The 14,150-nt window shown below is 65.9% G+C and carries 12 protein-coding genes; 1 reads left to right on the forward strand and 11 read right to left on the reverse strand.

The window, feature by feature from the left end; translation table 11 throughout:
• Positions 1-73 precede the first annotated feature (73 nt).
• The 11 genes from ACULPM_RS02870 to ACULPM_RS02920 form a co-directional block, all read right to left on the reverse strand.
• Complete coding sequence (locus ACULPM_RS02870; RefSeq protein ID WP_445331751.1) at positions 74-754, reverse strand: PspA/IM30 family protein; 681 nt, start codon at positions 752-754, stop codon at positions 74-76.
• Between the two features lie 12 nt (positions 755-766).
• The gene (locus ACULPM_RS02875) at positions 767-1,864 is read right to left on the reverse strand and encodes a hypothetical protein (protein WP_445331750.1); all 1,098 of its coding nucleotides are present in this window, start codon (positions 1,862-1,864) and stop codon (positions 767-769) included.
• A 220-nt stretch (positions 1,865-2,084) separates the two neighbouring features.
• Complete coding sequence (locus ACULPM_RS02880; RefSeq protein ID WP_445331641.1) at positions 2,085-2,372, reverse strand: hypothetical protein; 288 nt, start codon at positions 2,370-2,372, stop codon at positions 2,085-2,087.
• Positions 2,373-2,380: 8 nt separating this feature from the next.
• Positions 2,381-3,409: an ABC transporter ATP-binding protein gene (locus ACULPM_RS02885; RefSeq protein WP_167930001.1), complete on the reverse strand. Its 1,029-nt coding sequence runs from the start codon at positions 3,407-3,409 to the stop codon at positions 2,381-2,383.
• A gap of 1 nt (position 3,410) precedes the next feature.
• Positions 3,411-4,637, reverse strand: a complete 1,227-nt coding sequence (locus ACULPM_RS02890; RefSeq protein WP_167930002.1) for an ABC transporter ATP-binding protein — start codon at positions 4,635-4,637, stop codon at positions 3,411-3,413.
• A 13-nt stretch (positions 4,638-4,650) separates the two neighbouring features.
• Positions 4,651-6,330, reverse strand: coding sequence for an ABC transporter permease (locus tag ACULPM_RS02895; RefSeq protein ID WP_445331640.1), 1,680 nt, complete (start codon positions 6,328-6,330; stop codon positions 4,651-4,653).
• 17 nt (positions 6,331-6,347) lie between these two features.
• Positions 6,348-7,334: an ABC transporter permease gene (locus tag ACULPM_RS02900; RefSeq protein WP_445331639.1), complete on the reverse strand. Its 987-nt coding sequence runs from the start codon at positions 7,332-7,334 to the stop codon at positions 6,348-6,350.
• 199 nt (positions 7,335-7,533) lie between these two features.
• A complete protein-coding gene (locus tag ACULPM_RS02905) occupies positions 7,534-9,792 on the reverse strand; it encodes an ABC transporter substrate-binding protein (protein ID WP_445331638.1) in 2,259 nt (752 codons plus the stop codon).
• Between the two features lie 209 nt (positions 9,793-10,001).
• Positions 10,002-10,583, reverse strand: a complete 582-nt coding sequence (locus ACULPM_RS02910) for a GNAT family N-acetyltransferase (RefSeq protein WP_445331637.1) — start codon at positions 10,581-10,583, stop codon at positions 10,002-10,004.
• A 290-nt stretch (positions 10,584-10,873) separates the two neighbouring features.
• Positions 10,874-11,392, reverse strand: coding sequence for a hypothetical protein (locus ACULPM_RS02915; RefSeq protein WP_445331636.1), 519 nt, complete (start codon positions 11,390-11,392; stop codon positions 10,874-10,876).
• A 51-nt stretch (positions 11,393-11,443) separates the two neighbouring features.
• Positions 11,444-13,159, reverse strand: coding sequence for a M3 family oligoendopeptidase (locus tag ACULPM_RS02920; RefSeq protein ID WP_445331635.1), 1,716 nt, complete (start codon positions 13,157-13,159; stop codon positions 11,444-11,446).
• A 99-nt stretch (positions 13,160-13,258) separates the two neighbouring features.
• Here ACULPM_RS02920 and ACULPM_RS02925 point away from each other — a divergent pair, with 99 nt between their 5' ends.
• On the forward strand, positions 13,259-14,143 hold the full coding sequence (locus ACULPM_RS02925) for a DegV family protein (protein ID WP_445331634.1): 885 nt from the start codon (positions 13,259-13,261) through the stop codon (positions 14,141-14,143).
• Positions 14,144-14,150: the final 7 nt, after the last annotated feature.

Here is a 14,150-nt window from a genome sequence, read left to right on the forward strand (position 1 = left end):
GTCAGGTTTATTTGGCACGCGAAGCAAGCGTGCCAAATAAACCTGACGCCAGTGGCGTGTCGCCTTTGTCGGGTTAGAGGCCCATCTCGGCCTTGAGTCGGGCGAGCTCGTCGTCGACGGCGGCGCTGTCGGCCGCGCCCGCGTACTTCTCGGCGAGGCTCTCGGCGTCGTCGACGGGCTCGGTGTTGAGCTCGGCCATGGCGTCGGCCGTGTCGAGCATCCGGTCGGCCTTCTCCTCCATGCGGTTGAACGCCTCGATGGCGCTCTCGGCCTTGTCGGCGCCGGAGGTGTAGCCGGCGACCTTCTCCTGCGTCTTGGCGACGGCCATCTTGGCCTTGATCGTCTCGCGGCGGCTCTTGAGGTCCTCGATGTCGCTCACGAGCTTGTCGTGCATCTGGCGCATCTTGTCGGCGTTGGCCTTGGCCGCGTCGGCGGCCTTCTGGAGCTCGGCGCCAGCCGTCTCGAGCTTCTGCTTCTTGGCGAGAAACACGCGGGCGTCGCCCTCGTTGCCGGCCTTGAGGGCCTTCTTGGTGAGGTCCTCCATGCGGGAGACCTCCTCCGCGTTGGCGTCAGCGGCGCGCTTGGTGCGAGCCTCCTCGGCCATGACGCCGGCGGTCTCGCGCTTGACGTCGGCGAGCGACTCGGTGAGGTCGACGAGGTACTGGTCGACCATCTTGGCCGGGTCCTCGGCCTTGTCCAGCAGCTCGTTGATGTTGGCCTTCACGATGGTGGTGAAGCGGTCAAGAATGCCCATGACGGTTCCCTTCTAGTCCTTGTCCTCGTACTTGTCCGCGAGGTCCTCCACATCCTTATCCCCGAACTTCTCGAGCGGGGTGTTGAGAATGTCCTCCATCCTCTGCTTCTCCTCGGCCTCCTTGGCCTTGCGGCGCTTCACGACATACGCGATGCCGGCTCCGACCGCGACGACCAGGATGACGCCCCCCACGACGAGCATCGTCGTCTTGCCCTGCTGCTCCTCCTCGGCCGCGGACATGATCTTGTCCGCAGTGCGGGAGAAGGCGTCCGAGAAGACCTCCTCGTCGGTGTCCGCGTTGTTGTACGCGTAGTCAAGCTCGTCGGCCAGGATGTCGAGCGCCTCGGTGTCCATTATGGCCGAAGCCGCGGTTCCGACCGTGTACCCACAGTTGAAGGTGCCGTCCCCTGCGTCGCAGAACACCAGGAGGAAGTGACCCTCGTCCTGGAAGAGCTCGCCGTAGAGCTGCTCGGCACGCGCGGTCAGCTCGTCGACCGAGGTCGTCGTGCCGTTGGGAAGGATATAGACATACGGCTGGACGCCCGTCTTGTCGTAGAAGTCCTCAAGTCCCTCGGTAAGACGTCCGGCGCTGTGAATCCAGTCTCCGTCCGCGTCCGTGTAGTAGTCCGTGCGTGTCACGGCGTCAGCGGGGAGCTTCTCGCGGACCGTGGCGGACGCCTGGCCGTCGGAGTAGCTCGTGCCGTACGAATAGGAGTCTGAATAGCCTCCGCCGCAGGTCGAGAGGCCGGTTGTGAGCAGGGCGATAAGCAGGGCGGCCAGGATGAGGCCCATGATGCCGCCCAGGCAGCCACCGCAGCCGCTGCCCATGGCGACGCCGCCCGGCGCGGGGGAGCGACGAAATCCGCCGAAGCCGCCGAAGAACGGCACGCCCATGTGCACATGGGGACGAGGGGCAGGGCCAGGCCCGCCAGGAGGGGGGCCGCCCGCGGGGCGCCCGCCGAAGCCGCCGAAGCCGCCGCCCGAGCGACCGCCGGACCCCCTGAAGCCGCCCCCGCCGGAGAAGCCACCGGAACGACGACCGCCGCCGGAGAAGCCACCGCTGCGCCCTCCGCCGGAGAAGCCTCCTCCACCGCCGCCAGACCTGCCCATAGGGACCCCTCTCGTCATTGTCTCTTCACTCAAGTATACGGGGAGCTGGTGACGTCGTTTGCGTCGACCCGGGTGCCGTGCCGCCGGCGTGCCACTGGCGTCAGGCTTATTTGGCGTGCCACTGGCGTCGGGCTTATTTGGCGCGATTTAGGTCGCGCCAAATAAGCCCGACGCCAGTGGCACGCCAAATAAGCCTGACGCCAGTGGCACGCCGGGGGCTTCAACCCTGCATGGAAGTCCAAAGGGCGAGAAGGGCGACGATCACGAGCCCGAGCACCACGACATTGACGCAGCCGATCGTGAGACCGGCCTTGAGGGCGCCGAGGGCCATCCAGATCCGTTCCTTCGTGGTGAGCTCGACCCGGGGCCGACGGGGGACCCGGGGCTCGACGTCCCGTCTGCGCTCGGGCACGTGACCAAGGAGCGACGGCCGCTCCACCGCCGACATGTCGGCGATGACGCGGCCGTCATCCTCGAAGTCGTTCTTCTCGCGGCGTCCTGCTGCCACGACGCGCCCTACTCGTCGTAGAGGTGGCAGGAGACGAAGTGGCCCGGCTCCAGCTCCTTCTGCTCGGGCGCGATCTCCTTGCAGCACTCCTTGGCAAACGGGCAGCGCGTGTGGAACTTGCAGCCCTTGGGCGGGTTCGCCGGCGAGGGGATGGAGCCCTCGAGCACGATGCGGTTCTGCTTGGCCTTGGGATCCGGGATGGGGATGGCCGAGAAGAGCGCCTTCGTGTAGGGGTGCAGCGGGTTCTTGAAGATGTCGGCCGTGTAGCCGTACTCGACCATGCCGCCCAGGTACATGACACCCACGGCATCCGAGATGTGCTCGACGACGGAGAGGTCGTGGCTGATGAAGAGATAGGTGAGCCCGCGCTCCTCCTGCAGGTCGTGCAGGAGGTTGATGATCTGCGCCTGAATCGAGACGTCGAGCGCCGAGACGGGCTCGTCGCAGACAATGAACTCGGGGTTCAGGGCGAGGGCACGGGCGATGCAGATGCGCTGGCGCTGGCCGCCGGAGAACTCGTGCGGGTAGCGCATCTTGTGGTACGGCTGCAGGCCGCACTCCTCCATCACCTTGTCGATGTAGTCGTCGAGCTCGTCCTTGGGGACGAGGTTGTGCTCGCGGACCGCCTCGCCCACGATCTCGGAGATCGGGAGGCGCGGCGAGAGGCTCGAGTACGGGTCCTGGAAGATGATCTGCATCTTGGTGCGGGCGTCGTGGAGCTCCTTGGCGCTGAGGCTGTAGACCTCGCGTCCGTTGAAGAGCACGTCGCCGCCGGTCTTCTCGCCCGCGAGGCGCAGGATGGTGCGACCCGTGGTGGACTTACCGCAGCCGGACTCGCCCACGAGGCCCATCGTGTGGCCGCGGCGCAGCTTGAAGGAGACGCCGTCGACGGCCTTCACGTAGCCCTGCACGCGGTTGAACATGCCCCCCTTGATGGGGAAGTACTTCTTGAGGTCGTTGACCTCGAGGATGATGTCGTCGCTCTTGGCGGAGGCGTCGGTGGACGTGACGTCCACGGCCGTGTTCGCGGAAGCCATGCTACTTCTCCTCCCCCTTGGTGTCGGTGCCGGTGATGAGATTGTCGAGAACCGCGGCGGTCTCATTGGCCGCCTCGGCCGTCGCATTGTCGTAGTAGCGGTAGCAGCTCACCTCGTGCGTGGGCGAGAGGCGCACCATGTGCGGGTACTCGCCGGAGCATGCCTTGACGCAGAGCTCGCAGCGGTCCTTGAAGTAGCAGTAGTCCGGCATGTTGACCGGGTTGGGGACCTTGCCCGGGATGGAGTAGAGGCGCTCCACCTTCTTGCCCACGACCGGCTTGGAGGCCATGAGGCCGATGGTGTAGGGGTGAGCCGGGTGGTCGAAGATCTCCTCGGCAGTGCCGCGCTCGACGATGCGGCCGGCGTACATGACCACGACGTAGTCGGCCATCTCGGCGACGACGCCCAGGTCGTGCGTGACGAGGATGATCGAGGAGTTGATCTTCTCCTTGAGCGAGCGAAGCAGGTCGAGGATCTGCGCCTGGATGGTCACGTCGAGGGCCGTGGTGGGCTCGTCGGCGATGATGATGCGCGGGTTGCAGGCGAGCGCGATGGCGATCATGATGCGCTGGCGCATGCCGCCGGAGAGCTCGTGCGGGTACATCCCGTAGACGCCCTCGGAGTTGGCGATGCCGACGGTCTCGATCATCTCGATCGCGCGGGCCTTGATCTGCTCCTTGGACCAGTCCTTGCCGTCGTGGAGGGCGATGACCTCCTCGATCTGCTCACCCACCTTGAAGACCGGGTTGAGCGAGGTCATGGGCTCCTGGTAGATCATGGAGACCTCGGAGCCGCGGATCTTCTGCATGGCCTCCTCGGGCGCCTTGGTCACGTCGATGGCGTGGTCGCCGAGGTTGAGGCGGATGGAGCCACCCGTGACCTGGCCCTGCGGGCGCTGCAGGAGCTGGATGAGCGAAAGGCACGTGACGGACTTGCCGCAGCCGGACTCGCCCACAACGCCCACGGTCTTGCCCACGGGGACGTCATAGGACACGCCGTCGACGGACTTGACGACGCCCGTGTCGGTGAAGAAGTACGTGTGCACGTCATCGAACTCGACCGCGTTGCCCGGGTCGCGCATCTCGCACGCGTACTCGGAGGGGTCGACGTTCTTGCGCTTGCGCTTCTTCTCGTACTCCTGCGTGATCTTGCGGTTTTCCTTGGAGATGCGACGGGACTCCTTCGCGGAGAGGTAGCCCGCCTCCTTCTTCTTCTCGGATCCAAACATTGGCTGCCCCTCCCTAGCGGTTCATCTTGGGGTCGAAGGCGTCGCGCAGGCCGTCGCCCACGAAGTTGAAGCCAAGGACCGCGAGCAGCAGGCAGATGCCGGCGGGAATCCAGATGAACCAGTAGTTGGTCATGACGAAGGCGTTGTTGACGTCGGAGATGATGTTGCCCCACGAGGCGAACGGGAACTTCACGCCCAGGCCGAGGAACGAGAGCGTGGCCTCGGTGATGATCGTGGAGCCCAGGCTCATGGTGCAGGAGACGATCAGCTGCGGCATGACGTTGGGGATGAGGTGACGGACGATGCGGTGCGGAATCGAGATGCCCGTGGCCTCGGTGGCGAGCATGAACTCCTGCTCGCGCAGGGACAGGATCTGGCCGCGCACCAGACGCGCGATGGAGGGCCAGGACAGGAAGCCGAGGATGAGCATGAGGTAGATCATGCGGATCCAGGGGTCGAGGCGCATGGCGTCCATCGCCGAGCCGAGGATGATGATGATCGGCATCGAGGGCAGGCAGTAGAAGATGTCGACGATGCGCATGATCAGGTTGTCCACCCAGCCGCCGAAGTAGCCGGAGATGCCGCCCATGATGACGCCGAGGCCCGCGGCGATAAAGACGACGATGAAGCCGATGATGAGCGAGACGCGGCCGCCGTACATGAGGCGCGTGAGCATGTCCATGCCGTTGCCGTCGGTGCCGAGCCAGTGCTCGGCCGAGGGGCTCGCATAGCGGTCGTAGACCAGGTTCTCCGTGGTCTCGGTGACGTTGTAGACCTTGGAGTAGGCGTCATAGGAGATCGTGTAGGTGTGCTCGGCGCCGCTGGCGTCGGTGTAGGCGACGTCGCTCACGTCTGCGGAGACGGCGGTGAGCAGCGCCTCGCGAAGGTCGTCGGGGATGACGGTGTTGCCGTCGGAGGCCGAGATCACGAACGGGCTCACCATGGCGACGGTGGCACCGGAGGCGTCCATGACGTTGCCGGACTCGTCGAACGAGTAGGTCTGGCCGTCAGCCTCGAAGGTGTTGCCGGCGGCCTGGGCCTCGGCTGCCTCCTCCGCGGCGTTCTCCTCGCCGCCCTCGACCACGACGACGCCCTCCTCGGTCACCTCGGGGGCGGGGGCGGCGTCGCCGGCCGCAGTCGCGTTGGAGACGGCCGTGATGGCGGCGATCTGGAAGTCGAAGGAGAGCGCCGACGCGCCGGACGGAACGCTCACGACCTCGGTGGAGGCGTAGGCCACGACCTCGCCGCCCTGCCTGAACACATAGAGGTCGGGCGCGGGCTGCTCGATCGTGTAGGTCACGCCGCTACGCTCGAAGGACGTCGCGCCGGAGCTGATGGCCGTGTTGGCGCTGGACTGCACGAGGGCGCCGAAGTCGGCGTCGGGCGCGGCCGCATAGCGCAGCGAGGTGGTCTCGGTGATGCCCGCGTACTGGGTGTCGAGCTTCGTCATCGTGGAGAAGGTCTGGTCCTGGCCATAGGGGCTCACCAAGCCGCCGATGAACGAGAACACGAACATCACGACGAGGATGACGAGGCCGACGACCGCGAGGCGGTTGCGGAAGAAGCGCTTGGCGATAAGGGCGCCCGGCGAGAGCACCTTCACGCGACGGTCGTCGTTGAGGGAGTACTCCTGCGCATCGTCTCTCGACTGGTCGTTCTTCTCGGCGGGCATGCCGTTCTTGGAATCGCTCATGAGTTACACCCGCCTTCCTAGGAGATGCGAACGCGGGGGTCGACCACCGCGTAGAGGATGTCGGTCAGGAGGTTGGAGAGCAGCGTGATGATGGCGATGAACGTGAGGAAGAACATCGTGTACGGGATGTCGCCTCCGGTCATGGCCTGGTAGGACGTGTAGCCCGTGCCCGGGATCATGAAGAGGGTCTCCGTGATGAGCGCGCCGGAGAACAGGCCCGGGAGCGAACCGCCGATGACGGTCACGAGCGGGATGAGCGTGTTGCGGAAGGCGTGCTTGTAGATGACCTTGTGCTCGGGCAGGCCCTTGGTGCGCGCCGTGCGGATGTAGTCGGCGTTGAGCACCTCGAGCATGTTGGTGCGCGTGTAGCGCATGAGCGAGCCGATCTGAATCACCGTGAGCGTGACCACGGGCATGATCATGTGGTTCACCATGTCGAGCGCCTGGCCAACGGCATCGAGCTGGGCGAAGTCGCGCCCCATGAGGCCGTAGAGGTCAAACCAGCCGAGCCCGACCGAGAAGATCAGCTTGAGCAGCGTCGCGAAGAAGAAGGTGGGCAGCGAGATACCCGCGAGCGCGACGGCGGAGATGATGTAGTCGGCCTTGGAGTACTGGTGCGTGGCGGCCAGGATGCCGAGCGGGACGGCGATGGCCGTGGAGAGCACGAAGGCGATGCCGCCCATGGCGAACGAGATGCCGATGGTGTTCTGGAACTCGGTCAGAACCGGCACGTTGAACTTCCAGGAGTCGCCGAAGTTGCCGGTCAGGAAGTCGCCGAGCCAGGTAACGTATCCGATGGGCACCGGCTGGTCGAGGCCGTACTGGGCGTTGAGCTGGGCCATCCACTCCTCGAAGGACTTGGCGCCCGGCGCCTGGGAGAGCTGCATCGCCATGGTCTCCACATAGGAGGACGGCAGCGCGCGCATCAGGCCGTAGATGATGAAGGTCACGCACAGCAGGATGATGACCGAGATTCCGATGCGCTTGACGATATAGGTTCTCACGTCGCAAACGCTCCTCTCACTTGTGCCCGACTCTCGCGGGCAGCAGAGACCCCGTTTCTGCGCTGGAAGGCGCAGTTCCTCTGTCTTCCAGCACGGGAAGGAGGTCTCTCAATCCAACAGGGGGCCAGCCCCTAGCGATGGCGCGGGGCGCGACGGCACTCGGCCGTCGCGCCCAACACGATCTACCTGGGAAAAGGACTTACTTGAGCTCGAGCTTCTCGATCTCGTCCTTCCAGGTCCAGTACGGGGTCTGGTCCTGGACGACGGAGTCGATGTTCACGCGCTCGGAGGAGACGAGGGTGCACTCGCTGCGCTGGTAGACGGGCAGCTCGACGCCCCAGTCGAGGATGATGTCCATGGCCTCCTTGTAGATGGCCTTGCGGCTCTCGGTCTCGAGCGTCTGGCGACCGGCCTCGATGAGCTCGTCGAGGTCAGCGTCGTTGATGCAGTAGTAGTTCGTGGAGCCCTGGCTGTGGTAGAGCTGGTACATGTCGGGATCGGCCGTGGACTGCCAGGCGGCGCACCACATCTCGGCCTCGCCGGACTGGTAGGAGGCGAAGAGGTCGGAGGCGTTGGCGATGTCGTTCACGATGAAGTTCATGCCGATCTCGGAGAAGGCGTTCTTGGCCTCCTGCAGGATCATGAAGGTGGGGTGGTCGCCCTGGCCGCCACCGCCGATGTTGCACTGGTACTCGAGCTTGGCGCCCTCGGGGGCAGCGGTGAGCTTGCCGTCAGCGACGGTATAGCCCGCGGCCTCGAACCAGGTGAGCGCGCCGGCCTTGGCGGCCTCGATGCGCTCGTCGTCGCTCATGCCGTCGGTGAAGAGCGGGTTGCCGGAGGCGTCGGTGGAGTAGCAGACCGCGTAGCCCGGGTCGGTCTCGTTGGGGGACGCCCAGGAGGACGTGGAGATCGGGTAGTTGAGGACCGACGCGGTGTCGCCGTAGTAGGAGGCGACGCCGGAGGCGCGGAACGGCGAGATCACGGTGCAGATGGCCTTGCGCAGCGCCTTGGAGGCGTCGGAGGCGGGGTCGCCCGCGACGTTCACCTTGTTGGCGGAGATGGCCAGGTAGCCATAGCCGCGGTAGTCGTGCAGGAAGGTGGTGATGACGTCGCCGGAGGTGGAGTCGTTGCCGTTGATCTCCTTGATCTGGCCCTCGACCTCCATGGAGTAGGACGGCTGGGAGATGTCCAGCGTGCCGGCCTGGACGCCGGTCACCATGTCGGCCTCCTGCGACTCAACGAGGTTGAGGTGGGCGGTCTTCGGGGCGCCCTTGTAGTACTCCTCGTTGGCGGACATGTGGACGGTGCCGGAGGTGTAGTCGTCGAACTTGAAGGCGCCGGAGCCCATGGGCTGGCCGTTGAGGCCGCGGGCCTTGGAGAGGTCGCCCTTGGTGAAGCCGAAGGAGTTGTTCTCGTAGTCGTAGAGCGACTCGTCGCCGTAGTACTTGTAGGAGCACGGGGCGATGGAGAGCTGGTAGATCATCGTCGCGTCGACGCCGTTGGTGACGACGGACATGTTGTAGTCGTCAACCTTGACGATGCCCGCGACGTTCGGGGCGGCCTCGCCGGTCTCGACGCCCTGGGTGCCCATGTTGTAGACGTCCTCGGGGATGAGCTCGGAGAGGGCGGTGCCGGCCGTCTCGGCCTCGCACGCGGAGAAGTTCCAGTCGTAGTTGGCGCCGATGGCCTCGAAGAAGTCGGTGGCGGTGGCGTCGGCGGGCAGGTCGGGGTAGGCCCAGCCAGCGGCGGCGGAGGCGACGTCGGTGGCGCCGTTCTCCATCATGTAGTCGACGATCTCCTGGGCGAACTTGGTGCCGCCGTCGTCAACGGCCGCCCAGAAGGCGTCCTGCTGCTCCTGGGTGAAGTAGGTGAAGTCGGTGTTCTCGCGGCCGGCGTTGCCGATGAGCGAGGCCAGCGTGGCCATGCCGGAGCGGTACTCCGCGAGGCCCTTGATGTCGTTGGAGTAGAGGGTGGCCGACCCGTCGTAGGTGGGGTCGAAGTAGGAGTAGAACGTGAAGATGATGTCGTCCACCGTCATGTTGGAGCCGTCGTGGAACTTGAGGTCGTCACGGAGCTGGACGTTGTAGTTGACGGTGCCGTCGGCGTTCTCGACCATCTCGATGTTGGCCGGGCCGGTGTAGGTGTACTCGGTTCCGTTGTACTCCTTGGTCTCGCCCTCGATGCCGTTGTAGATGGGCTCGGCCATGCGGTCGGTCGCGAGGAGCGTGATGTTGTTGAAGCTCACGACGTCCTGGTCGGCCGCAGAGGCGGTGAACAGCGGGCAGAACTTGCCCTCGAGGCCGTTGGTGGACGCAACGAGGGTGCCGGCGTGATCGGACGTGGCCTCGCCGCCGTTGCTGGTCTCGCCGCCGTTGCCGCCGTTGTTGCACGCGGCGAGGGCGAGGGCGCCCATCGTGGCTGCGGAGAGCCCGAGCATCCTTCTTCTGGTTACGAGCATCTTTCCCTACCTTCCTCCCATGTGGGGATCGTTTTCAACCGGCGCACTTCCCCGAGCGCGTCCGGCGGAGAGCCTCGGTGCAGGATACCTAGTATCTCACACTCCCGATGAATGTTACTTTTTGGAAATCTTAAAAGCGACTGGAGCGGTATCGCTTTCACGCACTGGTTACAAACTGGTTTCACCAGACGTGAACCTGCCACGGTCCGTCAATCGGGGGCAGCCTCCGATTGGCAGGCCTGGGCGCGCCACTCTTCCTCGAGGATCGCCATGAGGACGTCATCGCAGTAGGTGCCGTCGGGCAGGAGTATGGCATCGTGCAGGACCCCCTCGCGACGGAAGCCGGCGCGCTCGTAGACGCGCTCCGCGCGGGGGTTGATCGAGAAGACGTCCAGCTCGAGGCGGTGCAGGCCCAGCTCCGCAAAAGCATAGTCGCGCGTGAGGGCCACGGCCCAGGAGCCGAGCCCCCGGTCGCGCCCCGCCGTGCCGAAGATGCAGATCCTGAAGTTGGCGCTTCTCGCCCGCCAGTCGATCTCATTGATGACGCTCTCCCCCAGAACGGCGCCTCCGGGCGAGAGGATCAGCAGGTCGCGACGGTCCGGGTCATCCACGCAGCGCAGGAAGAAGCTCGTGGCCTCGTCCTTCTCGTACCGATCCCGGCTGCCCGTGAGGAGCGCCGCCTCCGCGTCGAGCGTCGAGAGCCCCGCCCAGTACGCGTCCACGTCCCCGGCGCGGGCGAGCCGCAGCACGTGCCCGTCCTCGCGCTCCCAGCGTACGTCCGTCTTCTCCATGGGGCCTCCGTTCTTCTCGGCGGTTTCTCTCGACGGCTCTTCTCGACGGCTCTTCTCGGCTCGTCCGCCCGCTCCTTGCCCCGACCGCACCCCCAGCCCTCGCTTAGGTGAGCACAATCGTTGAACCATCGTGCACCGATTTCTTAGGTGAGTAAGATACTCCCAGCTCGCAGCAGATCTCTGCCACTAGGTGAGCAGCGATGATTGAATGTTCTTGCTCACCTAAGCGAGTCACCTAAGCGAGCAGGCCCCCGAGCCTGGCGGCCCCGCCAATTGGGGGACGTCCCCAACTAGCAGGACTCCCACTCGGTGGCGAGGCAGAGGCGGCGCAGCGTAACCAGCGCCACGACCGAGACCGCCTCGCAGGCGAGAAACGCGAAGTCCGCCGCCACCGGCGACGACCCGCCCGTGGCGAGAAGGACGACCTCCCCCACCACGGCGACGAGGCCGAGCGCGGCCGCCGCGACGCAGCGTCGCGGCAGCGCGCCCACGGTCTCGTCCCGCACGTAGACGCGCACGCGCTCGCCGGCGACGGAGAGCCTGCCCATGCCCCAGAGCACCGACACCATCGCCACGAACTGCGCGACATACGGCAGCACCACGTAGGGACAGCCGGAGAGCCCCGCCGGGTTGGCGAGCGACGCGCCGAGCACGGCAAGCGTCGCCACGCCGCACGCCACCCACAGCGTGGCGACGAGGCGGCGCCGGTCCTGCCCCCCGGCCAGGCGAACGTGGTCGCCGAGGTAGGCCATCTTGCCGTTGTCGTCAGGCCCAAAGTCCTTGAGCCGCTCGCGCGCCTTCTTCCTCACGTTCTTCTCGCCCTTCCCCTGGCGTGCAAAAGTGCCTGTCCCCTTTGCACGCTACTCGATGCCGGTGAGGTCGTAGGACTCGAGCCAGGCCGTGGCGCGCTCGCAGATGGCCTTGAGGCAGCCCTCGTCAAAGGGCGAGGTCATGCCCGCGTGGGCGAGAAGGTCCGTGAAGGCGCGCGTGCCGCCCTGGCGCGTGTAGGCCATGTAGTGCTCCCACGCAGCCTTGAAGTCGTCCTGCGACATCGCCCAGAACTCGAGCGCCACCGTCTGCGCGAGGCAGTAGTCGATGTAGTAGAGCGGGTTCTCGTAGATGTGGCTCTGGCGCTGCCAGCCCTCGCCCTCGGCGTAGAAGGGGATGTCGCCGTCGAGGCGCATCCACGGCATGTAGACGCCGAGCAGGCGCTTCCAGGTGGCGTGGCGCTCGGCGGGCGTCATCTCGGGGTGCTCGTAGACCTCGTGCTGGAAGTGGTCGACCATCGTGCCGTACGGGATGAAGGTGATGGCGCCGGCCAGGTGCGCGTAGCGGTACTTGCGCGCGTCGTCGCCGAAGAACTCCTCGGCCCACGGCCAGGCCATGAACTCCATGGACATGGAGTGGACCTCGCAGGCCTCCGTCGAGGGCATGGAGAGCGTGATGGGCACCACATGGGTGTTCATGTAGTAGGAGAACGCGTGGCCCGCCTCGTGCGTGACCACCTCGACGTCGCCCTGCGTGCCGTTGAAGTTGGCAAAGATGAAGGGCACGTCGTAGTCCGGGATCTGCGTCATGAAGCCGCCGCCGGCCTTGCCCTCGGTGGAGAGGACGTCCATGAGGTCGCGCTCGAGCATCATGTCGAAGAAGGCGCCGGTCTCGGGGCTGAGCGCGCGGTAGAAGGTGCGACCGGCCTCGAGGACGTCATCGGCGGTGCCGCGCGGTGCAGGGTTGCCGGAGCGGAAGGAGAGCGCCTCGTCGGCAAAGGAGAGCGGGTACTCCACGCCCAGGCGCTCGGTCTGCGCGCGGTAGACCTTGTCGGCCAGCGGCACCACGTAGGTGCGCACGGCCTCGCGGAAGCGCTCCACGTCCTCGCGGCCGTAGGAGAGCCGCCCCATGCGGTCGTAGCCGAGCGGCAGGTAGTTCTCGTAGCCGAGCTTCTTGCCCATGGCGTCGCGCACGTGGGTGAGCTCGTCGTAGATGCGATCAAAGTCCGCCTGGTGCTCCTTGTACCAGGTGCCCTCAGCCTTCCAGGCGGCCAGGCGCTGGGCGTCATCGGCCGACTTCTTGAACGGGGTGAGCTGGGAGAGCGTGTAGGTGCCGCCCTCAAAGGGGATCTGCGCGGAGGCGATGAGCTTCACGTACTCCTGCGCGAGGGCGTTCTCGCGCTTCATGTCCTCGACGATCTGGGGCTTGATGGTGCGGCGCTCCTGCTCTGCCTGGGCAAAGAGCAGCTCGCCGTACTTCTCGGCCAGCTGGGCGCGGAAGGGCGTGGCAAGAAGCGCCGCGGTGAAGGCGTCCGAGGCAGACTGGAGCTCGGGCTGGGCCTCGTCCCAGAAGGAGGCCTCGGTGTCATAGAACTCGTCGCGCGTGTCGATGACGTGGCGGATCATGGCCAGCTCGGCGGCCGTCTGCGTGTGGCGGTCGAGCTGGTCCTTCTCGAGGAACGCCGCCTCGGCGGCCTCGAGTGTCTCGGCGGATGCCAGCGCCTCGGCGAGGCGGGCATACTCCGCCTTCACGGACTCCAGGTCCGGGCGCTCGTAGGGCATGTCCTTGAACTTCACGGCGTCGTTCATGTGGGTTCCTCCTCTGGGGGAAGCCGCCCGGCACGGGATGCGCGGGGGCGAGTTCGGCTATGATTCGAGATGGTATTGTACCCGTCAGAGGAGTCTTCCATGCCTAGCTACGTTCTCAGCTGCTGCTCCACTGCCGACGTCACGCGCGAGTGGCTCGACGACCACGACATCAAGTACCTCTACTTCAACTACTACCTGAACGGCAAGATGTGCAAGGACGACTTCGGGGCAACCAACTCACCCGCCGAGCTCTACGCCAAGATGCTCGCGGGCGCCGAGGCCAAGACCTCGCAGATCAGCGCCGGCGACTACATGGAGCACTTCGAGCAGTACCTCGCGCAGGGGCTCGACGTCCTTCACGTGACGCTCTCCACCGGCATCTCGGGCACCTTCAACTCAGCGTGCGCCGCGCGCGACCAGCTGGCCGAGAAGTACCCCGACCGCAAGATCTACGTCATCGACTCGCTCGCCGCGTCCGCCGGCTTCGGCCTGCTCATGGAGCGCCTCGCGGGGCTTCGCGACGCCGGCATGGGCATCGACGAGCTCGCCGCCTGGGCGGAGGACCACAAGCACGAGGTCCAGCACTGGTTCTTCTCGTCTGACCTCACGTTCTTCGTGCGCGGCGGGCGCATCTCCAAGGCCGCGGGGCTCGTGGGCGGCGTGCTCAAGATCTGCCCCGTGATGGACGTGGAGCCCGATGGCTCGCTCGCCGTCAAGGAGAAGATCCGCACCAAGGCCAAGGCCATCAACCGCGTTGTGGAGAAGATGGTCGAGCTCGCCGAGGGCGGGCGCGACTACTCCGGCAAGTGCTTCATCAGCCAGTCGGAGTGCCTCGCGGACGCGCAGGAGGTGGCGCGCCGCATCGAGGAGACCTTCCCCAAGCTCGACGGCAAGGTGGAGATCTTCCCCATCGGCGCCACCATCGGCGTGCACACCGGACCGGGCACCGTGGCCACCTTCTTCTGGGGCCAGCGGAGGGTGTAGGCGCCGG

Source organism: Thermophilibacter sp. ZX-H3 (genome assembly GCF_052599055.1).